We start from the raw sequence: 20,832 nt of genomic DNA, 5'->3' as shown, positions 1-20,832 counted from the left end.
ACCCTCACTTCTTGTACACACCTTGCTCGCCGAGCAGATGGGCGAACTTGTTGGCCGCGAGCACCAGACAGATCCCGACCACGCCCTTCACCAGGCCGACCGCCGCCGCGTAGCTGAAGTCGCCGTTCTGGATGCCGGTGCTCCACACGTACGTGTCGAGCACTTCGGAGGCGCCCGCGCCCACCGCCCTGCGTTGCAGCAGGATCTGCTCGAAGCCGACGGTGAGCGCGTCGCCGACGCGCAGGACGAGCAGCAGCGCGATCACCGGGCGCAGCGCGGGCAGCGTGACGTGCCACATGCGTCGCCAGCGGTTCGCGCCGTCCATCGCCGCCGCCTCGTACAGCTCGGGGCTGACGGAGGCGAGGGCCGCGAGGAAGACGATGATGCCCCAGCCGGCGTCCTTCCAGACCATCTGCGCGGTGAGCAGGTACTTGAAGATCCGGGCGTCCGTCATCAGGTCGAAGCCGTCGACGCCGTGGTCCTGGAGCAGCTGCGCGATCAGCCCGGCGCCGCCGAACATCTGCTGGAAGACGGTGACGACGAGCACCCACGAGAAGAAGTGCGGCAGGTAGAGGATCGCCTGCGACAGGGCCCGCACCCGCGGCCTGATCACACTGTTGATGAGCAGCGCGAGCGCGATCGGCACGGGGAAGAACAGCAGCAGTTGGATGAGGAAGAGGACGAGGGTGTTCTGGAGCGCGTTCCAGAAGTCGGAGTCCTCGAGCATCTTCTGGAACTGTTCGAGGCCCACCATCGGCGAGTGCAGGATCGCCGTGACGCCGTTGGTGGAGACGTACGGGTTGTAGTCCTGGAACGCGATGACGTTGCCGAGCAGCGGAAGGTAGTTGAAGACGAGCAGCAGGACGATGACGGGCACGGTCATCAGGATCAGTGTGCGGTCGCGGCGCAGCCTGGTCCGCCAGGTGATGCCGCCGTCCCCGCCCGCGTCGGCTTTGGCTTTGGCTTTGTTCTTGACGGAGGTGGCGGCGGACCGGGGCGGGCGTTGGGTCTCCAGCGCCATCAGGACGCGTCGCCGTTCGCGCCGTTCTCGTCGAGAAGCTTCTTGTACCAGTCGCGCAGCTTGTCGCCGCCCCGCGACTTCCAGTCACTGATCGCCTGTTGCACGTCGCCGAGCGATTTGTTGCCGCGGACGTAGTCGTCCTCCAACTGCTCGAACTTGTCCTCCAGGGTGGCGTACCGCGTGGGCTCGACGATCGTCATGCCGTAGAACGGCGACTTCTTCACGAACGCGCCCATGCGCTGCTGCCACTCGCACATCGCCCTGGTGATGTCCGGGAAGTCGGGGTACGCGAAGAACGGGGCGGGCCCGGAGAGCATCTGCCAGGAGCTGACCACCTGCGCGTTGCCCTTCTTCGTCTTCGTCGGGACGCCGTCCTCGACCGTGAAGTGGGTGCCCTCCTCGCCGTAGTAGGCGAGCATGTGCTCCTTTGTGCCGACGGGCGCGGCCGTGTAGTTGGCGGCGGCCAGGACGTTCTTGACGATCTCCTTGGACGCGTTCTTGCGGACGAAGGCCCATACGTTGGCGGGCGTGCCCGCATAGAGCGTCGGGTCGCCGCCGTCGTGCCCGAAGATGTCCATCGCGGCCATCTCGAAGTCCGGGAACGCCTTGCTGCCCTGCATCTCCGCGCTCTTGCCGTACCAGTAGGCGATGTCGGCGTTGCACATCATGACCTTGCCGCTGGTGAAGCGGAGCAGGCCGTCACCGGTCTGCGCCTTCGCCTCGGGGTGCACGACCCCGGCGGCGTACAGCTTGCGCGTCCAGGACAGCGCCTCCAGATACTCGTCGCTCTCCAGGCGCTTGACGAGCTTCTTGCCCTGCATCTTCCAGCCGAGCGCCTTCTCGCTGCCGCCGAGCGAACCGAAGAAGTTGAAGGCCGACCACTTCATGTCGTCGCAGCCGTACACCCCCGCCTTCTTGCTGGTCATCTCCTTGGCGAGGTCGAAGAACTCCTGCGCCGACTTCGGCGGCTCCCAGCCGTTCTTGCCGAAGAGGTCCTTGCGGTAGAAGGGCGCGATGTTCGGGAGGCGCGAGTACGGGTACGGGATGCCGCGCAGTTTGCCGCCGAAGATGCCGCGCCGCCAGGCGTCCTCCGGGATGGCGGCCAGGTTCGGATAGTCGCGCACCTTGCTGCCGGCCAGATACGGGCCGAGGTCCATCATCTTCGCGACGAGCGCGGCTGGGATCTTCCCCGAAAGCTCCCAGCCGGGCACGATCAGCACGTCGGGCAGCGAGCTGGAGGCGAGCACCGCGCCGATCTTCTCGCCGTAGGTGTTGCCGTCCTGGTTCTGCCAGTCGACCTGTACACCAGAGGCCTCGTTGAGCGCGGTGTAGTACTCGCAGTCGGCCTTCGGCGGTGGTCCCCAGAACGGGGCCATGACCTTCACCTGGGCTCCGGTGCCGAGCTTCTTCGGTACGGACGTCTCCAGCTTCGCCAGGTCCACCTTGCCGGTGAAACCGGCGCACGAGCCGTTCTTCGACGCGATGTCGGGGGTGACGATGGGGCGCGCCGCATACGTCGGCAGCAGCTTCTTCGCCGACTTCCCCGAGGTCGTCCCCTCGCCCGTTTCGGCCGTGCTCCCGCACGCGGAGAGCAGGGGCACGCCGCCGGCCACGGCCGCGGCGGCGACCGCGGTGGAGGCGAGGAAGCTTCTCCGACCGGGGCCGGTGGAGGGGGAGTTCGGCGTCATGGGAGCAACCCTTCGGGGATGACGACTCGGCGCAAATGTCGAAGCGCTTCGATGTTGCAGTGAGGTTAAGGGAGCGCTCCCACGGCGACAAGACAGGTGCGTGGAATTCCTCAACGACCCACAGCTGCCGTCCACTTGACACACGATGAGGGGGTTACCGAGCATCGAAGCGCTTCGAATCCATCCCGATCTCCTTCGCCAAGGGACCTCCACGTGATCGACAGAACCGCGCCCCGCCCGGAACCCGCAGCTCCCGACAGCAAGCGCGTCGACGGGCTGCTCGCCCGGCTCTCCCTCGACGAACGCCTCGCGCTCCTGCACCAGTTCACGCCCGGCGTCCCGCGCCTCGGCCTCGCCGCGTTCCGCACCGGGCAGGAGGCGCTGCACGGCGTCGCGTGGATGGGCGAGGCCACCGTCTTCCCGCAGGCGGTCGGCCTCGGCGCCACCTGGAACGACGAGCTGCTGCACCGGATCGGCGCCGTGGTGTCGAAAGAGGCCCGCGCCATGCGGCGGCGCGACGACCGGGTCGGCCCCAACGTATGGGCGCCCGTGGTGAATCTGCTGCGCAACCCGCTGTGGGGCAGGAACGAGGAGGGCTACGCCGAGGACCCGCACCTCACCGCCGCGATCGCCACGGCGTACACGCGGGGCCTGCGCGGCGACCACCCCGAGTACTGGCGCACGGCCCCCGTCCTCAAGCACTGGCTCGCCCACAACAACGAGACCGACCGCGACACCTCCAACGCCTCCGTGCGCCCACGCGTGCTGCACGAGTACGACCTCCGGGCGTTCAAGCGGCCCGTCGAGGCGGGGGCGGTGGCCGGTGTCATGCCCGCCTACAACCTCGTCAACGGCCGCCCCAACCACGTATCGCCGTACCTGCGCGAACAGTTGCGGACCTGGACCGACCAGGAACTCCTCGTCTGCTCCGACGCGGGCGCGCCCAGCAACCTCGTCGACTCCGAGCACTACTTCGCCACCCACGAGGGGGCCGTCGCCGCCGCCCTGCGCGCCGGAGTCGACAGCTTCACCGACCACGGCACCGACTCCTCGACGATCGTCGGGCGGCTGCGGCGCGCCTACGACCAGGGTCTGATCTCCGAGGCCGACATCGACGCGGCCGTGCGCAGACAGCTGGAAGTGCGGGCCCGACTGGGCGAGTTCGCCGACACCGACCCCTTCGCGGACGTACGGGACTTTGACACCGAGGCGCATCGCGCGCTCGCCCAGGAGGCCGCCGAGCAGGCGATCGTGCTGCTCAAGAACGACGGCCTGCTGCCGCTCGACGCGCACACCCGGATCGCGGCCGTCGGCCTGCTCGCCGACGAGTGCAAGACGGACTGGTACAGCGGCACTCTCATCCGCCGCTCGACACCCCTCGACGGGCTGCGGGAGCGGTTCGGCGTGGACCGGGTCACGTACGCGGAGGGCGTGGACCGGGTACGGCTGCGGTGCGCCGAGGGAGGGGTGTGTGTCCCCGACGCGCCGGAGGAGGCGGCGCCCGACGCCTCCGCCGCCGCCCTCGACCCCGCGCTGATCGCAGGCCGGACCGACCTCGCCCCGCTGCACGTCTCGCCGTCCGCCGACGGCACCGAACTCGCCCTGGCCGACTGGGGATCCGGCGTCCTCACGCTCCGCGCGCCAGACGGCCGCTACCTCTCGGTCGCCGACGACGGATACGTCCGGGCCTCCGCCGAGCAGCCGGGCGGCTGGGTCGTCCAGGAGACGTTCACGCTCGAACCGCACGAGGACGGGCACCTCCTCAAGCACGCCGGGACGGGTCGGTACGTGTCGGTCGCCGCCGACGGCCTGAAGGTTGCCGACCAGGGCACGGTTTTCGAACTCGATGTCATGGAGCGCGGCGCCGACGCCGTGGCCGCCGCGGCCGCCGAAGCGGACGTGGTCCTCGTCTTCGCAGGCAACGACCCGCACATCAACGGCCGCGAGACCGAGGACCGCACAACCCTCGAACTCCCGCCGCATCAGGCCGAGTTGTGGAGCGCGGCCCGCACCGCCAACCCACGCACGGCCCTCGCCCTGGTCTCCTCGTACCCGTACGCCGTCCCCGACGCGCACACCGAACTGCCCGCCCTGCTGTGGACCGCGCACGGCGGCCAGGCCGCGGGCCGCGCGCTCGCCCGCGTCCTCGCCGGTGACATCAGCCCGGCGGGCCGGCTCCCGCAGACCTGGTACGCGGCCGACACCGACCTGCCCGGCCTCCTGGACTACGACATCATCGGCTCGCGCCAGACGTACCTCTACTTCGAGGGCACCCCCCTCTACTCCTTCGGACACGGCCTGTCCTACGCGCCGTTCACCTACGCCGCGCTGTTCGTGTCCTGCCCGGACGAGGCGACGGTGGAAGTCACCTTCACCGTCACGAACACGGGCCCGCGCACGGCGGACGAGGTGCCTCAGCTGTACCTGCGGGCGGTGGACGCCGCCGTGCCGCGCCCACGCCGCCAGCTCGTCGGACACCGCCGCATCACCCTGGGCGCTGGGGAGTCGGAGCGGGCCACCTTCCGCGTTCCGCTCGCGGAGTTCGGCCACTGGGACGTCGCACGCGGCCGCTGGAGCGTCGCCGCCGGACCGTACGAACTGCTCGTCGGCGCCTCCAGCACGGACATCCGCCTCACCGAGACCCTCCGCGTGGCCGGCGAAGAACCGGCGCCGCGCCCCGTCCTCACCGACGGCCTGGACGTGGCGACGTACGACGAGATGCGCGGCGGCATCGAGATCGTCGACCGCACGAGGACGGACGGCGACGCCATCACCGGAGAAGGCGAACTCCTCTACGCCGACTGCGACTTCGGAACGCACGGCATCTCGGCCGTACGCCTCGACGTCGCGGGCGAGGGGTTCGTGGACGTGGTCGGTGGTGGCCCCGTCAAAGCGCCCGCGACCGGCGGACCGTACGACTACGTCACGGTCGAGGCCCCCTTCGTCGCCAACGGAGTGCGTGATCTGCGCGTGCGGCTGGGCGGTGGTGTCCGCCTGGCCCGCATCACATTCGTTCCCCAGGGCACCGGTGCATGACGCCCTGGGGGTGGGGGTGACACTGGACCTCACGCGTGAGTAAGGTGAGCCTTACCTAAGTTTGGAGTGGAGATGGTCAACCCAGTGGCGCACCAGGAGCTCACCCCCGCCGAGCGGGCGCGGACGATCCTCGCCGCGGCCGACACCTTGACCCTGACCCTGACCACCACGACCGAGGCCCGGCTGCGGCTCGACTGCGTGGGGCTCTACGCCGTGGACGCCGCGTCCCGGCTCATCCTGCTCGACCCCGAGGATCCGCGGCTGACCGCGGCGCTCGCCACGGCGCCGCACTCGGGCCTCGCCGCGTACGCGGAGTTCACGGACGTGGCCCCCGTCGTCGTCCGTGACCGGGTGCGGGCCCGCCTCGCCTTCAGCGGACGCCTCGGGGGTGCGGGCCCCGACACCCTGGTGTTCCGCCCGGCGCGGGCCGCCTTCGCCGAGGACGACTCGGTGCGCGTCCTGGACGTGACGGAACTCGCCGCGGCGGCGCCCGACCCGCTGGCCGGGGTCGAGGCGGAACTGCTCTCGCACCTGGACACGGGCCACGCGGACCTCCTCATCCAACTTGCCGAGACCGTAGGCGAGTTGGACCTGTCCGACGTGGCGGACATCCGCCCCGTACGCCTCGACCGCAGGGGCCTCGTCCTGCGCCTCGAACGCGCCGCCGAGGAGTGCGAGGACATCCGCATCGCCTTCCCCCGGCACGCGATCGGCCCCCACGAAGTGGGCCACCGCATCCAGGAACTCCTCGACGCCGCGGCTGCCCGCGCGCACCGCTGAACGGAGGCGCACATGCAGCGCGGCAACATCACCGCCACCCGCGTCAAGCCCGAGTCGGCGCGGCCCCTGCGCCTGCACGTCCTGCGCAGCGAACACCTCTCGCCGCACTTCGTCCGCGTCACCCTCGGAGGCGGCGACATCGCGCACTTCCGGCCGATGGGATACGACCAGTGGTTTCGCCTCTTCCTCCCGGCGGGCCCCGACGCGGACGCCTCGCTCGGCCGGATCCCGGACCGGTTGACCACCGTCAGCTACCTGAAGATCCTCGGCGGCCCCAAGGGAACCCGCCCCGTCCTGCGCAACTACACGGTCCGCGCCCACCGCGCCGAAGGGCCCCAAGGCCCGGAGCTGGACGTCGACTTCGTGCTCCACGGACGCGACGCCGAGGCCACGGCCGGCCCCGCCGCGACCTGGGCGCGCACCTGTGGGCCGGGTGACGCGGTCGTCCTCGTCGACGAGGGCACCGGCTTCAACATGCCCGATGGAATCCGCCAAGTCGCCCTCGCCGCCGACGAGTCGGGCCTGCCCGCGCTCGCCGGAGTGCTCGCCTCGCTGCCCGCCGACACCACGGGCTGGGCCGTCGCGGAAGTACCGGCCCCCGAGGACCGCCAGAAACTCACGGCGCCGCCCGGCGTCGAGGTCGTCTGGGTCGACCGGGGTGACACGCCCACGTCCGTACCCGGCGCGGCCGCCCTCGCACGGGCCCGCGAACTGCCGCTCTCCGGCGGCCCGTTGTACGGCTGGGCGGTAGGGGAGTCGGGGCTCGCCACCGGGCTGCGCCGGCACTGGGTGGCTCAGGGGGTACCGAAGGACCGCATCATGTTCTGCGGGTACTGGAAACACTGAGCGCCTGCGCCTGCTTGGCGCGTTGCAGCTCCTGCAGGGCCACCGAGACCGGAGCGGGTCTCCCGCCGAACGCGGGGAGCCGCCGGTACCGGTCGCGCAGCGCCAGATACGCGGCGGCGGGGAACACCCGGCGCAGCACGGGCACCGCCACCTTCGCGACGCCGTGCAGGGGGTGGCGCTGGGGCGCGGGCCGCTGCCGGTCGGCCACCACCGGCTTCGCGGCGCCCGGCACGGAGAGTGTCACCCCGGACAGACGCGGCGAGCTGAGCCAGCCGCCCACGTTCAGGCGCAGGCACACGTGCCAGGTGCCGCTCTCCAGCGGCCCGGAGATCTCGTCGACGCCGGCGGGATCGATGGTGCACTCCGTCGTCCAGTGCATCTCCCACAGGTCGGGGTCCGCCTCGTGCGCGGTGGGCCGCAGCGTGGACGTCCCGGTGGCCACCACGAGCTGGGTGCCGCCCGCCTTGTGGTGCACGAGGCCCTGCGCCTTGGCCTTCTTGAGCGGCTGGGTGAAGTCGAGCGCGGGGGCGAGCCCGGGAAGCTCGTCCAGGGGAGCGGGCGGCTGCCAGATCCAGCGCACCCGCTTCTTGCCGGACGGCGTCTCGTGCACGGTGCGGCGGAACAGGAGCGGGGTGCTCTCGCCCGTCTCCGGGTCGGTCCGCACCAGTGACGTGCGCGTACGGACGTGCAGCACCTCGCCCTGCCGGACCGTCTCCTCGACCTTCGGCAGGTGCCGCACCTCGCTCTCGTACCGGGTGTAGGCCTGGATGCCCTCGTGGTCGCCGGAGCGGCACAGGCGGGAGAGCACGCGAAGACGCTCCGGCAGATGGCGGTCGACGGCGGTGGGCAGGTCGGCGGCGAGGTCGATGACCTGCTGTCGCCAGGCCGCGCGACGCTCCTCTTCCTGCCCGAGGAACCCCTTCCCGGTGAGCCGCTTCAGGGCCTTGCTGCCGTACCAGTTGGCGGTGAACCGGTGCCGCATCTCATCGTCCGCCACCTGCGTGTCCGGGGCGTGCAGCAGCGCGATGATGCGCCGCACCGAGCCTATGTAAGGGGCGGGCTCGATGGGGGTGTAGCTGATGTTGTGCCTGCCGTCGCGGTGCCGCACCCAGTGGTACGTCGTGTAGTCCGACACGGTGCTGACCTGCTTGGCCAGCAGATAGGCCCGCAGCGTGAACAGATGGTCCTCGAGCCGTACCCGGCCCTCCTCGAAGCGCAGCTCGTGGTCGAGGAGGAACTGCCGGCGGAACAGCTTGTGGACGGTCATGCTGCCCAGCAGTACGGGGTTCTCGCGCACGGACCCCCGCTCCAGCGGCCTGGCGAACGGGGCCCGCGGGGCGCCGCGGCCGTGCCCCGCCATGCGCCCGATCACGATGTCGGCGTCGGTCTCCTTGGCGCGCGCGTAGAGCCGCTCCAGCGCCTGCGGGGAGAGCCAGTCGTCGTCGTCGACGAAGTGCACGTACTCGCCGCGCGCGCGGGCGACCCCGGTGTTGCGGGGGCGGCCGGGCCAGCCCGAATTGGTGGCCATCGGGACGACCCGCATGGTGTCCTCGCCGGCCAGTTCCCTTTCCAGGAATGCGACCGTGTCGTCCGAGGAGCAGTCGTCGACGTAGAGCACTTCGAAGTCCGTGCGGGGCATGGTCTGTTTCCGCAGTGCGGTGAGGCCCACCATGACGTCTTCGCCAGTGTTGTGGGTCGGAATGATAACCGTGACTTTTATGTGGGTCATGTAGGTCTGTCAATCCGTGCGCTCGGACCGTTCCGAGGAGAGGGTTCGTAACCTGGTGGCGTTTACGTCCTTCGCGGGAAACGCACTTCCTATGGTCACTCGCCGATACGAATATCGCACGGAGAGCGGGGCGTCACTGTTTCGAGTGACGCGGGCCGGGCCATACCAGGGTTTCGGTTCATGTCTGCGACGGTGTCGGCCATGGCTTCTCTGTACCGGACACTGCTGAACGGCCTCTCTCGGACCGGGGCCCAGATCATCGACCTGGCTCCTGGAGCAGCGGTCCTTGTGCACCGGCGTCATGGGAAGTGGACCAGTACCGACCTCGGCGGCGGCGTCCATCTGGTCGTGGACCAGCGGAAGTCGGGCATGCCGGAGCAGGACTTCCAGAAGGCGGCTTCCGACTGTCTCTGCAGCCGTCACGTCGTCGAGATGCTCGACCACTACGGCGTGAACTGCGTATTCGACGTGGGGGCCAACGTCGGGCAGTACGGAAAGCGCCTCAGGCAGTTCGGATACAAAGGCCGCATTGTATCCTTCGAACCCGTTCCCCGCTTCCTGGAGAAATTGCGGAAGCGCGCCGATGGGGACCCGGACTGGCACGTCTTCCCCTGCGGACTCGGCCGTTCGGACGAACTCCGGCCCATGTACGTCGAGTGGAACACCATGAACTCGCTGCTTCCCCCGAGCGACTACGGAAACGCGGCGTACAAGCGGTTCACGAAGGGCCGCACGGAGGAAATCCAGGTCTCCCGTCTCGACGGCCTCATGGACCAGGCCCTCGCCGGCATCTCCGACCCCCGCCCCTATCTCAAGATGGACACGCAGGGCTACGACCTCGAGGTCTTCGCCGGAGCCGGCGAGCGCGTCGGCGATTTCGTGGGCCTGCAGTCGGAGGTCGCGCTCCTGCGGCTCTACGAAGACAGCCCGCGCATGGAGAAGGCCCTCGCCGAATACGAGGGCCACGGCTTCGAGGTCACCGGCATGTACCCGGTGACCCGCGAGAAGAGCACCGGCCGGGTGCTCGAGTTCGACTGCGTGATGATGCGCCCCGGCGCGGCTCCCGAGCCGGTGCCCGCGCCGGTGCCGGGGGAGCGGGAGCGCGGGGCCGCCGCCGGACAGGCCTCCGGCGGCTGAGCCCCGACCCGCTCAGCGATCGAGCTCCCGGTGCGCGCTCTCCGGGAGTCGCAGGTACACCACCGAGGACACCAGGCACAGCACGGCGACGTACCAGGGGAAGAAGCCGCTGTGCCCCAGGTCCTTGAACAGCGTGCCCATGTACGGCGCCGTGCCGCCGAACAGCGCCACCGTCAGCGAGTAGGGGAACCCGATCCCGGCCGCCCGCACCCGCGCCGGGAACACCTCCGCGTTGACCGCCGCCGAGATCGAAGTGAAGCCGGTGAGCAGCACCATGCCGGCGCACTGCGTGAACAGCAGCGAGGCGAAGGACCCGGTCAGCGAGTGCAGCAGCGGCACGCTCAGCAGCGCGAACCCGAGCCCGAAGAACAGCAGCAGCGGCTTGCGCCCGAAGCGGTCGGAGAGCATCCCGCCGACCGGCTGCAGCAGCGCGAAGAAGGCCAGCGAGATCGTGCCCGCGGTCAGCGCCTGTGACTTGTCGATGTTCGTGTTCAGCTCCGCGTACGTCGGCAGGTACGAGGTCCACGTGTAGTACGCGAGGGTGCCGCCCGCCGTGATCCCGCAGACGAGCAGCGACTGCCGCGGGTACTGCTTGAGCGCGTCGAAGAGCCCCGGCCGCTCGTGCGTCTCGCTCCGCGTCTCCTGCGCGCCCTGCCGGATCCAGAACCCGACCAGGCTGAGCACCGCCCCCGCCAGGAACGGCACCCGCCACCCCCAGCCGTCCATCTGCCCCTCGGCGAGCGTGGCGACCAGCACCGCGGCGACGCCCGACGCGATCAACTGCCCGATGGACGTGGACACATACTGGAAGGACGAGAACAGCCCACGCCGCCCCGGCCCCGCCGACTCGACGAGGAACGTCGTCGACGCCGCGAACTCCCCACCCACGGACAGCCCTTGGAGCAGCCGGGCGAGCACCAGGACGACGGGCGCGAGCACTCCCACCGAGGCGTACGTCGGGGTGATGCCGACCAGCAGGCTGCTACCGCCCATGAGCAGAATGGTCACCGTGAGCGCGGCCCGCCGCCCGCGCCGGTCGGCGACGGCCCCCATCAGCAGCCCGCCCACCGGCCGCATGAAGAACCCGACCGCGAACACCGCGAAGGTGGCGAGCAGCGGTACGAGCGAGTTGTCGGCCCCCTTCGGGAACACCTGATCGGCGATGTACGTCGCCAGGAACGTGTACGCGTACCAGTCGTACCACTCGACGGCATTGCCGACGGAGGCGGCGAGGAGCTGGCGGACGGGGTGCCGGGGTGGCGCCGCAGTCTTGATCGTCTCTGTCATGATCCTGACGCTAACCGCGAGAAGCGCCTGTTCACGAGTGGTTTGGCGGAGTTGACACATCGTCGTGTCAAGATGAGGTATGCGGACAAGTCATGACATGAGGGGTGAGCGGTGCCTTTTGGGGCTGCTGAGTCTGACGGCGCTCGGGTGCGTCGCGTTCGGGTTTCTCGTGGATCCGCCGGCGGAGGTGGTGCGCGGGGTCGGACGCATTCTGATCGCTCCGGATGTTCTGATCACGGACTTCGTCGACCTGGGGGGTCTGGGGGGAGCCTTTGTTCAGACGGGTCTGCTCACCCTCGTCGCCTGCGCCGGCTACCGCTTGACCGGGGCGCGTGTCGACGGCGCCGCGGTCGGCTGCCTCTACATGCTTCTCGGCTTCGGCCTGTTCGGGAAGACCGTGCTGAATGTCTGGCCCATCGTCATGGGTGTCGGCCTCTACGCCGCTGCCCGTCGTGAGCCGGTCCGTGACTATCTCACCACCGCCATCTTCGCCACCGCGCTGGCGCCGGTCTTCTCCGAGGTGGCGTTCAACTCCGCCCTGGACCGGTGGATTTCGGTGCCGCTCGGCTTCGCGACGGCCGTGCTGATCGGGTTCGTGGTGCCGCCTGTCGCGCGTCAACTCTTCCGCGCGCACAACGGGTTCACTCTGTACAACATGGGCTTCGTGGCCGGTGTCCTCGGCACGGTGGTGGTCGCCGTCTTCCAGTCGTACGGCCTGGCCGCGCAGCCGCCGATGGTGTGGACGTCGGGGCACGACGCCGAGTTGCTGATCCTGGTCGCGGTGATTCTGCTGGGCGTGGTCGCGGCGGCCTTCGTCCTGGATCGCAGACCGTGGCACGGATACGTGGCACTGCACCGCCGTACCGGACAGGCCCCCGCGGACTTCATCGCATCGGACGGCGCCGGGCCCACTCTGCTGAACATGGCGGCGGTGGGGGTGATCGCCACCGCCTTCGTACTGATCGTCGGCGCCGACTTCAATGGTCCGGTCGTCGGCGGCATCGTGAGCGTCATCGGGTTCGGCGCGTGCGGCAAGCACGCGGTGAACATCGTGCCGGTGATGGTCGGTGTGCTGCTCGGTGCGCTGGCCAAGCCGTTCGGCTTCACCGACCCCGGTGTGGTGTGGGCGGCCCTGTTCGGTACGTGTCTGGCGCCGGTCGCCGGCCGGTTCGGCCCCCAGTGGGGGGTGTTGGCGGGCTTCCTGCACGTCTCGGTCGGCCAGGTCACCGGCGCGTTCGCCGGAGGGCTGAACCTGTACGGCAACGGGTTCGCGGCCGGACTCGTGGCCGCGGTGGTGACACCGGTGGCCCTCGTCTTCGTCCGGCGACGCGACAGCGACCGTCCTCAGGACCCGTTGAGCGTCCCCTCGGCCTGAAGCACGCGGCGCCAAGCGTGCCACCAGCGGTCCAACTCGGGCTGTGCGCGATGCGCGTCGTAGGCGACCACCCTGGCCATGGCGCCCGGGCCGGCCAGCAGGGCGGCAGGGGACACCGGCGCGGAGGCCGGTCGGTGGCCGAGGAGGGTGACGGTGCCGATCACCCGGTTCGGGCCGAGGATCCCGGGCCGGGCCCGCGCCCGCGCATCGCGCAGGTCGAGGTCGTCGGCCAGCAGTGAGCGGCCCGAGTGGAGGATCCGCTGACGTGCGTACAGCGCGCCGCCGGACTGTCCGGACCGGCCGAGGACCAGCAGCTCGGACAGTAACGCCACTGCGCCGTCGGCCAGTTGGACGTCGAGGTCGCGGCGGACAACGGCACCATCGGCGACGACGAACGGAGCCGCGCGCCACGCCAGGGCCGCGCCGGGCGCGACGTCGATGCGCGCACCCCACGCTGAACTCCTCCCGCGTGCGTCGTAGGCGACCGTGCCGGACGGTTCCACGATGTCCATCCGGACCCCCGCGCCGACCGAGACGTCCAACTCGACCCGGTCGCCCGCGAGCAGGGTCGCCCGGCGCCCGACGAGCGCGATCCGCACCCGGGGCCCGTCGACCTCGAGCACCCGGGGCACGAGCGTGTCCCCGGCCTCCAGAACGGGCAGGGCGACACGTCCACCGCGCAGCTCGGCGCGTACCCGGGTCGGCACCGTGCCACCTGACGTGGCGGCGCCGGCCGCGTCAGTGGGAGTGGAGGACGTCGTCAGCATGCTCAAGGGAGTGCCGGTCGTCGTCGAGGCTGTCGTCGTGCGCGTGCGTGTGCGGTGCCATCGGGCCCGGATCGGCGGGCACCAGGACGCCGCGGCGATGGGCCTCGACCGTGTCCCGCACCCATTGCACGAGCCGGTCGACGCTGGCCTCGTCACGCCGGCTCAGGGCCACCACCGGCAGTCCGCCGCGCACCGTGGACGCGTCACGCACCATCTGCTCCGGATCCACGTCCACATGGGGGCCCAGGTCGGTCTTGTTCACCACCAGCAGGTCGGCGCGCTCGATCCCCGGACCGCCCTTGCGCGCGACGTCGCCTCCACCGGCCACGTCGATGCTGAAGATCTGCGCGTCGACCAGGGCCGGGCTGAAGGTCGCGGTGAGATTGTCGCCGCCGCTCTCCACCATCACCAGATCCAGCGGCGCCCACGCGCGTTCGAGGTCCTCCACGGCCAGCAGATTGGCGGTGACGTCGTCGCGGATCGCGGTGTGCGGGCATGCCCCGGTCTCCACCGCCACGATCCTGTCGACGGGCAGCACACCGGCGGCCCGCAGCAACCGGGCGTCCTCGTCGGTGTAGATGTCGTTGGTGACCACCGCGATCCGCAACTCCTCGGACAGCCGACGGCACAGCGTCGCGATCAGCGTGCTCTTGCCGGTGCCGACCGGACCGGCCACCCCGAGGCGCAGGGCGCGTGGGGGGTGGGGGTGATCGTGTCCGGCTACGGCCGTCGGTTCAGGCATGGAAGATTCTCCGCTCTCGTTCTGCATGATCCAGCGACCACAACTCCGTCAGCGGCGCGGCGGTCGCGGGGATGTCCTCGGGGCTGCTCACGGCGACGGCCCGGACCGCCGCCCGCTCGATGACGTCGGCCGCGTCCAGCACCCACCGCACGGGCTCCAGCGGATCCACGGGCAGCAGCTTCGGCGCCGCGGACGCCACGGTCTGCGCGTCCTCGTACAGGCAGACCCGGGCCGACTGGATGTCGTCGAGGCCGGCCAGCGCGCAGACCACGCCCAGCGCCACCGGCCGCGGCGGCCGGGGCAGAGCGCGCAGCGCCTGTACGGGATCGTGGTGCGGCCACAGCCGCTCGGCCAGCCGCACCATCCCGCGCCCGAGCAGCGCGGACGCCGCCCGCATCGGAGGGCTGGGGGTACGGGCCTCGTACTCGTGCGTGATCCGGGCCAGCGCCGGGCCGAGCTCGTCGGAGGACAGCGCGGCCCGCCGGGACAGGACCGTGCAGGCCGCGTCCACGGACCCGACCGTGTCGAGCCGGGCGGCCAGGAAGTCGGGGATCAGCCCGGGGGTCAGGCCCGCGGCGAGCGCGGGCTCGAGACCCGCGGACTGCGCGTGCCCGCCGGTGGGCAGCCGGCCGTCGGCAAGTACCAGTGCTGCCAGGTCCATCGGAATCCGCTGCCCCATCCGCCGTCAGAACATGCAGTACCGCTGTGCGAGCGGCACCTCGGTCGCCGGCTGCGGGGTGACCCGCTCACCGTCGATGCTGATGGCGAAGGTCTCCGGGTCCACCTCGATCCGCGGCAGGGCGGTGTTGTTCGGCAGGTCGCGCTTGCCGGTGTTACGGGTGGGGCGGACGGCAGCGATCCGGCGGCGCAGCCCCAGCCGTTCGCCAAGCCCGTTCTCCAGCGCGGCCGGCGCGACCCAGGTCGTCGACAGATGGGCCGCGGACGCCCGATGGCCCGGCAGACCGGGACGCATCAGCACCGGCTCGGGCGTGGTGATGGACGCGTTAGCATCGCCCAGCGGGGCGCCCACCACCGCACCGGACTTGATGACGGCGTCCGGGCGGATGCCGAAGAAGGCCGGCTTCCAGAGCACCAGGTCGGCGATCTTCCCCGCCTCGACCGAGCCGACCTCGTGATCGACGCCGTGCGCGACGGCGGGGCAGATCGTGTACTTGGCCACGTACCTGCGGGCTCGTTCGTTGTCCGCGGGCAGCGCCGAACTGCCGCGTCCAAAGCGGGACTTCATCACATGCGCGGTCTGCCAGGTACGGCAGATCATCTCCCCGATCCGTCCCATCGCGAGACTGTCCGAGGACATGATGGAGACCGCGCCCATGTCGTGCAGCAGGTCCTCGGCCGCCATGGTGGTCGCGCGGATCCGGGACTCGGCGAAGGCCAGGTCCTCGGGGACCTTCGGGTTGAGCGCGTGGCACACGATCAGCATGTCCAGGTGCTCGTCCACGGTGTTCACCGTGTACGGCATGGTCGGATTCGTGGACGCCGGGAGCACGTTCGGCTCGCCCGCGATCGCGATGATGTCCGGGGCGTGCCCGCCACCCGCGCCCTCGGAGTGGAACGCGTGGATGCCCCGCCCGCCGATGGCCTCGACGGTGTGCCGCAGGTACCCGGTCTCGTTCAGGCTGTCGCTGTGCAGGGCCACTTGCAGCCCGTGCTCCTCGGCGGCCCGCAGCGCGGCGTCGATCACCTGGGGGCCGGCGCCCCAGTCCTCGTGGATCTTGTAGCCGCCCGCGCCGGCGAGCGCGTCCTCGTGCAGCGCGCGGGCGCTGACGGTGCTGCCCTTGCCGAACAGCAGCACGTTCACGGGCAGTTCGTCCATCGCCCGGTGGATCATGGCCAGGGCCCGGGCGCCAGGTGTGACGCTGGTGGCCTTGGTGCCCTTGGTCGGACCCGCGCCCCCGCCGATCAGTGTCGTGGTGCCGGTGGCCAGCGCCTCGCGGACCTGCTCCTCGGAGATGAAGTGGACATGGGTGTCGACGCCGCCGGCCGTCAGGACGCAGCCCTCGCCGCTGATGACGTCGGTGCCGGGCCCGATCTCCATCCCGGGGCCGATGCCGTCGGAGACGGCCGGGTTGCCGGCGTGCCCGACGCCGACGATCCGGCCGTCGCGGATCCCCACGTCGGCCTTCACGATGCCCCAGTGGTCGAGCACCACCACGTTGGTGACCACCACGTCCAGCGCACCCTGCTCGCGGGACGTGGATCCCTGCGCCATGCCGTCACGGATGGTCTTCCCGCCGCCGAACACCGCGGCGTCGCCACGGTCCGTGCGGTCCTCCTCCACCTCGATCCACACATCCGTGTCACCGAGCCGGATCTGGTCGCCCGTCGTGGGCCCGAACAGCTGGGCCGCTGCCCGTCGTTCCGTGCTGCTCATGCGTGGTCCTCCTGGTCCGGCCGGTCCCCGAACCGCGTGCCCGCCAGCCGTACGCAGGTCAAGCGGAGGCTGACGCCGGGCTCGAAGCGCACGGACGTGCCCGCGGGAACGTCGAACCGAAAGCCCTCGGTCTCGGCGCGGTCGAACGAGAGGTGGGGATTGGCCAGGGGGAGATGCAGATGCGAGCCGACCTGGATGGGGCGGTCGCCGTCGTTGACGAACACCAACGTCCTGCGCTCGCCGCGGTCCCGCTCCGGCAACGGCCCTTCGCCGACCCTGATCTCGCCGGGAATCACTGGACGGGCTCCGAGATCGTGACGAGCTTGCGCCCGTCGGGGAATGTGGCCTCGACCTGGACGTCGCCCAGCATTTCAGGGACACCCTCCATGAGGTCGTCCCGCGTGAGCACGCTTCGCCCCGCGTTCATGACCTCGGCCACCGTCCGGCCCTCGCGGGCCTGTTCCAGGGCCCAACTGGACAGCAGGGCCACGGCCTCCGGGTGGTTGAGCCGGATACCCCGCTCACGGCGGTCACGCGCGATCAGCCCGGCCACGCTGAGCAGCAGCTTCTCGGTGTCCGACGGTGTCAGACGCATGCCCGACTCCTCCCTCTGCTACGGCCTGTGAATGTTCATCGCGGCCGTCAGGTCAAGACAGAGGAAGAGTACGCACAAAGAGCTATAAATCGGGCGCAACAGAGCCTGTTCGGTACGTCGCGGGTCCTACCCCCGCTTGTAGGCGATCACGGCCGTCGTCACCAGGCACGGAGCCGGCGGCACCATCTGGACGCGCAGGGTTCCCCGCGCCGCGTCGTAGTCGATGCCCTCGGACTCGAACGTGCCCTTGCAGACGCTGCGCTGGGGGATCGCGAAGGCGGTGGCCACGTGACCGGTGACCGGTTTGCCGTCCAGGGGGCGGTCGAGCGTGATGTCGAGGACCTCCTTGGCCCCGGCGTCGGACGAGCACAGGAGATGGGTGGCGTCGGTGAAGTCGCAGCCCTGGATGTTCGTGACCGGCTTGTCGAGGGATATCCGGGCGGCCTGGGGGAGGTTGGTGCCGGGCTGGGGCGCGGCGGCGTTGAGGACCGGCGTGGGGAAGACCTGGAGGCTCTCCCGAGTGCCCCATTCGCCGGAGACCAGCCACTGCCCGCCGGGCGACACGGACGCGAACGAGTTGTTGAGCAATTCGCCCGGGTCGAGGGCGTGTTCGTAGGTGGTGCGCTTCCCGTCCGCCGTGGTCACCGCGAACATCTTCTTCGTCGCGCTGTCGTCGCCCTGGTACGCGTCGAAGGTGTAGCCGTCCGCCACGTCCGGGTCGCCGACGTGCGTCCAGCCCGCGACGCGCAGGGGCAGCGGGACCGAGCCGAGGCCGCGGTACACGAGCGACCCGTCCGCGCGGGAGGCCAGGCCCTGGCTGCCCGTCAGCGAGTTCACGTGCGAGGTGCCGGTCTCGGTCCAGGTGGGCGCGGCGGACGCGGTGGTCGCGCCGAGCGTCAGGGCGCCCAGGGTGATGGTGAGGGTCAGCGCGGAGCGTCTGCCGTGCCGCTGTTCGTTCCGCTTCTTGTACCGGGTCATGAGGCTCACCCTGCCCCATGATCGGTGCGCGCAGGGGGCGTTCGGACAGTGTGGCGGATTGTCGCCGTACGTCCACGCTCAGAGATGTAAAGGGTTGTAAAGGCGCCGTATAGGTGGAGTGACCACAAAGCCCCCTGCAATGCCCGGTCATTACCTGGCTGACGTTGAGTCATCACGCTGCGTGGCGGAATGAACTCCTCAGTGGTGTGACGCGTCTTACCCAAAACGAGACCGAGAAATTGGCCGGAGGTATGACGTCGGAGAGTCACCATGCGCTTGACTTGGCGCACCCCCAACTAGGAGAGCTCATGCGACCGTTCGCACTGAACTATGCCCGCCCCACGCGAGAGGCAGAGGTCAGAGCGCCGTATATGTACGACGCAACACTGCAGTTGAACGTGCTGGCCGACGGCGCAGTGGCGGCGCGCGACTACGCAGTGTTGCGGGAGTTCGCGGCCACCACCTCCACCGCGGGTTCGAAAACCCATTTCGACGACTGAACGGCCCTGCGGAAATGACCGTGCTGATCCTGACGAGTGAACAGGATGTGACAGCCGACATGGCCGTCGTCGAATTGAACGCCCACGGAATCCCCGTCCTGCGACTCGACCCCGCCGAACTGCCCGGCGACGTCGAGGTGTCGGGGGAGTTCGCGCACGGCGAGTTCCACGGCCATCTCTCGGTCGGTGGCCGGGTCGTCAGCATGGGCGGCCTGCGCTCCATCTGGGTGCGCCGCCCCGGCGTGCCCGCCGCCCACGCGGAAGCCGCGTCGTCCTGGCTCACCGAAGAGGCCTCGCAGTCCCTGTACGGGATGCTGCGGTGCACCGACGCGCGCTGGATGAACCACCCCGACTCCGCCCGCCAGGCCCGCCACAAGCCGTGGCAATTATGGCTGGCACGCGCCTGCGGCCTCCCGGTGCCGGCCACGCTGATCACCACATTCCCGCGCGCCGCCCGCGAGTTCGCCGAGCGCTACCCCGACCTGATCGTGAAGCCCGTCTCCGGCAAGCACCCCGACGACGCCGGGCTCGCCGTGCCGACCACGCGCGTGCGTCCGGGCGAGGACTACCAGGACGTCGCGAACGGGCCGACGCTGTTGCAGCGCCGGGTGCGCAGGGCCGCGGACATCCGCCTGACCTGCGTGGGCGACCTGCTGTTCGCGGCGCGCGCGGCGAGCTCACCGGATGCCCGCGACGTCGGCGGGGCCCGGCAGGCCGACGAGGCGACCGTGGACGACGTGCGCTTCGACGCCGCCGCGGGCCCCTGGCGCCCGATACCCGTACCCCGGCGCGTCGCGGACGCGGTGCGGGCCTATCTGACCCGCACCCAACTGGCATACGGGGCATTCGACTTCGCCGAGGACGCCGACGGCATCTGGTGGTTCCTGGAGTGCAACCAGTCGGGCCAGTTCGGCTTCATCGAGATCGAGACGGGGCAGCCCATCGGCCGCGCCGTCGCCCAATGGCTCGCGGGCGACCCCCTCGGGCCCATATCCGCGGCGGGCGGCGACGGCGAGCGCGCCCTCGGCGGCGCCGGGTGTGGCTGACCGGACATGACACGACTCGCCGGTGATCTTTACGGGCGGCGCGCGGTGGGGTACGAGAGGAGTGGACGACCGACCGTCCCGTTGCCGAGGGAGCCCCACCGTATGACCGACGCCACCGCAGTCACCAGGCAGGGAACCCTGCGCGGCCGCACCGAGGACGGGATCACCTCCTTCCTCGGAGTGCCGTACGCCGCCGCCCCGTTCGGCCCGCACCGCTTCGCCGCGCCCGCGCCCGCCGAGCCGTGGACGGGGGAGCGCGACGCCACGCAGTACGGGCCGACCGCGCCCAAGGCCCCGTACGCCCCGCCGTTCGACGCGCTGATCCCCGAGACGTCCCAGGACGGCGCCGACTGCCTCAACCTGAACGTCTGGACCCCGGAGCCAGGCCCCGGCGCCGGCCTGCCCGTCATGGTGTGGCTGCACGGCGGCTCCTTCTCCAACGGCTCCGCGAACTCCTCCGGCTACCGCGGCGACACCTTCGCCCGCGACGGCGTCGTCCTCGTCGGCGTCAACTACCGCCTCGGCGTGGACGGATTCCTGCACCTGCCGGGCGCGCCCGACAACCGGGGCCTGCTCGACATGATCGCCGCGCTGGAGTGGGTGCGCGACAACATCGCGGCGTTCGGCGGGGACCCGGACCGGGTGACCGTGTTCGGTGAGTCGGCGGGCGGGGTGGCGATCGGCCGGCTGCTCGTCGAGCCGCGCGCCCGCGGCCTGTTCCGGCGCGCCATCCTGCAGAGCGGGGCCTGTCACCACTTCGTACGGCCCGACACCGCGCGCCGCATCGGGGAGCGGATGGCGGAGCGGCTCGGGGTGCCGCACACCGCCGAGGCGTTCGCGGCGGTGCCGCTGCCGGAACTGGGTGGATCCGAAGGGGCGGTTGGTGAGGGGTTGAGGCGCCGGCCACCAC

Annotated in this window: 19 protein-coding genes; 8 read left to right on the top strand and 11 right to left on the bottom strand. The window is 70.6% G+C overall.

Annotated features, from left to right (window positions below):
- Positions 1 to 4: 4 nt before the first annotated feature.
- Complete coding sequence (locus tag ABT004_RS27625) at positions 5 to 1,021, bottom strand: ABC transporter permease (RefSeq protein ID WP_351342079.1); 1,017 nt, start codon at positions 1,019 to 1,021, stop codon at positions 5 to 7.
- Positions 1,021 to 2,709, bottom strand: a complete 1,689-nt coding sequence (locus ABT004_RS27620) for an extracellular solute-binding protein (protein WP_351342077.1) — start codon at positions 2,707 to 2,709, stop codon at positions 1,021 to 1,023. Before ABT004_RS27620 ends, ABT004_RS27625 begins: the two co-directional genes overlap by 1 nt.
- Positions 2,710 to 2,922: 213 nt before the next feature.
- Between ABT004_RS27620 and ABT004_RS27615 the strand changes: the two genes are divergently transcribed.
- The 3 genes from ABT004_RS27615 to ABT004_RS27605 all read left to right on the top strand — a co-directional run bounded on the left by ABT004_RS27615 (position 2,923) and on the right by ABT004_RS27605 (position 7,371).
- Positions 2,923 to 5,745 carry a glycoside hydrolase family 3 C-terminal domain-containing protein gene (locus ABT004_RS27615; RefSeq protein ID WP_351342075.1) on the top strand — a complete coding sequence of 941 codons (2,823 nt, stop codon included), beginning with the start codon at positions 2,923 to 2,925 and terminating at the stop codon, positions 5,743 to 5,745.
- Between the two features lie 72 nt (positions 5,746 to 5,817).
- The gene (locus ABT004_RS27610; RefSeq protein WP_351342074.1) at positions 5,818 to 6,525 is read left to right on the top strand and encodes a DUF2470 domain-containing protein; all 708 of its coding nucleotides are present in this window, start codon (positions 5,818 to 5,820) and stop codon (positions 6,523 to 6,525) included.
- A gap of 12 nt (positions 6,526 to 6,537) precedes the next feature.
- A complete protein-coding gene (locus tag ABT004_RS27605) occupies positions 6,538 to 7,371 on the top strand; it encodes a siderophore-interacting protein (protein ID WP_351342072.1) in 834 nt (277 codons plus the stop codon).
- Here ABT004_RS27605 and ABT004_RS27600 read toward each other — a convergent pair.
- The gene (locus ABT004_RS27600; RefSeq protein WP_351342070.1) at positions 7,343 to 9,100 is read right to left on the bottom strand and encodes a glycosyltransferase family 2 protein; all 1,758 of its coding nucleotides are present in this window, start codon (positions 9,098 to 9,100) and stop codon (positions 7,343 to 7,345) included. The genes ABT004_RS27605 and ABT004_RS27600 overlap by 29 nt on opposite strands.
- 201 nt (positions 9,101 to 9,301) lie before the next feature.
- Here ABT004_RS27600 and ABT004_RS27595 point away from each other — a divergent pair, with 201 nt between their 5' ends.
- Positions 9,302 to 10,237 (top strand): FkbM family methyltransferase, encoded by a 936-nt coding sequence (locus ABT004_RS27595; RefSeq protein ID WP_351342068.1) that lies wholly within the window; start codon positions 9,302 to 9,304, stop codon positions 10,235 to 10,237.
- Positions 10,238 to 10,249: 12 nt separating this feature from the next.
- Here the strand turns inward: ABT004_RS27595 and ABT004_RS27590 are convergent, their stop codons facing one another.
- On the bottom strand, positions 10,250 to 11,524 hold the full coding sequence (locus ABT004_RS27590) for an MFS transporter (RefSeq protein WP_351342066.1): 1,275 nt from the start codon (positions 11,522 to 11,524) through the stop codon (positions 10,250 to 10,252).
- Positions 11,525 to 11,642: 118 nt separating this feature from the next.
- Here ABT004_RS27590 and ABT004_RS27585 point away from each other — a divergent pair, with 118 nt between their 5' ends.
- Entirely contained in the window at positions 11,643 to 12,899 is a 1,257-nt protein-coding gene (locus tag ABT004_RS27585) for a DUF1576 domain-containing protein (RefSeq protein WP_351342064.1), read from the top strand.
- On the opposite strand, the gene ABT004_RS27580 is transcribed toward ABT004_RS27585, so the two are convergent.
- The 7 genes from ABT004_RS27580 to ABT004_RS27550 form a co-directional block, all read right to left on the bottom strand.
- Positions 12,869 to 13,666 (bottom strand): urease accessory protein UreD, encoded by a 798-nt coding sequence (locus tag ABT004_RS27580; protein WP_351342062.1) that lies wholly within the window; start codon positions 13,664 to 13,666, stop codon positions 12,869 to 12,871. The two genes, ABT004_RS27585 and ABT004_RS27580, sit on opposite strands and share 31 nt — an antisense overlap.
- Entirely contained in the window at positions 13,638 to 14,408 is a 771-nt protein-coding gene (gene ureG / locus ABT004_RS27575; protein WP_351342060.1) for an urease accessory protein UreG, read from the bottom strand. The genes ABT004_RS27580 and ureG overlap by 29 nt, the downstream gene beginning before the upstream one ends.
- On the bottom strand, positions 14,401 to 15,069 hold the full coding sequence (locus ABT004_RS27570; RefSeq protein ID WP_351342058.1) for an urease accessory protein UreF: 669 nt from the start codon (positions 15,067 to 15,069) through the stop codon (positions 14,401 to 14,403). The genes ureG and ABT004_RS27570 overlap by 8 nt, the downstream gene beginning before the upstream one ends.
- A gap of 24 nt (positions 15,070 to 15,093) precedes the next feature.
- On the bottom strand, positions 15,094 to 16,803 hold the full coding sequence (locus tag ABT004_RS27565; protein WP_351342056.1) for an urease subunit alpha: 1,710 nt from the start codon (positions 16,801 to 16,803) through the stop codon (positions 15,094 to 15,096).
- Positions 16,800 to 17,099: an urease subunit beta gene (locus ABT004_RS27560; RefSeq protein WP_351342055.1), complete on the bottom strand. Its 300-nt coding sequence runs from the start codon at positions 17,097 to 17,099 to the stop codon at positions 16,800 to 16,802. Before ABT004_RS27560 ends, ABT004_RS27565 begins: the two co-directional genes overlap by 4 nt.
- Positions 17,096 to 17,398: an urease subunit gamma gene (locus ABT004_RS27555; RefSeq protein ID WP_351342053.1), complete on the bottom strand. Its 303-nt coding sequence runs from the start codon at positions 17,396 to 17,398 to the stop codon at positions 17,096 to 17,098. The genes ABT004_RS27560 and ABT004_RS27555 overlap by 4 nt, the downstream gene beginning before the upstream one ends.
- A gap of 126 nt (positions 17,399 to 17,524) precedes the next feature.
- Complete coding sequence (locus ABT004_RS27550) at positions 17,525 to 18,376, bottom strand: hypothetical protein (protein WP_351342052.1); 852 nt, start codon at positions 18,374 to 18,376, stop codon at positions 17,525 to 17,527.
- A 308-nt stretch (positions 18,377 to 18,684) separates the two neighbouring features.
- On the opposite strand from ABT004_RS27550, the gene tgmA reads away from it, so the two are divergent.
- The 3 genes from tgmA to ABT004_RS27535 form a co-directional block, all read left to right on the top strand.
- Positions 18,685 to 18,876 carry a putative ATP-grasp-modified RiPP gene (gene tgmA, locus ABT004_RS27545; protein ID WP_266715696.1) on the top strand — a complete coding sequence of 64 codons (192 nt, stop codon included), beginning with the start codon at positions 18,685 to 18,687 and terminating at the stop codon, positions 18,874 to 18,876.
- Positions 18,877 to 18,890: 14 nt separating this feature from the next.
- Positions 18,891 to 19,922, top strand: a complete 1,032-nt coding sequence (gene tgmB, locus ABT004_RS27540) for an ATP-grasp ribosomal peptide maturase (RefSeq protein ID WP_351342050.1) — start codon at positions 18,891 to 18,893, stop codon at positions 19,920 to 19,922.
- A gap of 102 nt (positions 19,923 to 20,024) precedes the next feature.
- Positions 20,025 to 20,832, top strand: an 808-nt coding sequence (locus ABT004_RS27535) for a carboxylesterase/lipase family protein (protein ID WP_351342048.1), incomplete at its 3' end; no start/stop codon positions are given.

The sequence above is a fragment of the Streptomyces sp. NPDC002790 genome, assembly GCF_040295505.1.
In the GTDB taxonomy this organism is placed as follows: Bacteria; Actinomycetota; Actinomycetes; order Streptomycetales; family Streptomycetaceae; genus Streptomyces.
The sequence above is the reverse complement of the archived record's forward strand: the minus strand, read 5'-3'. Positions and strand labels throughout refer to the sequence as shown.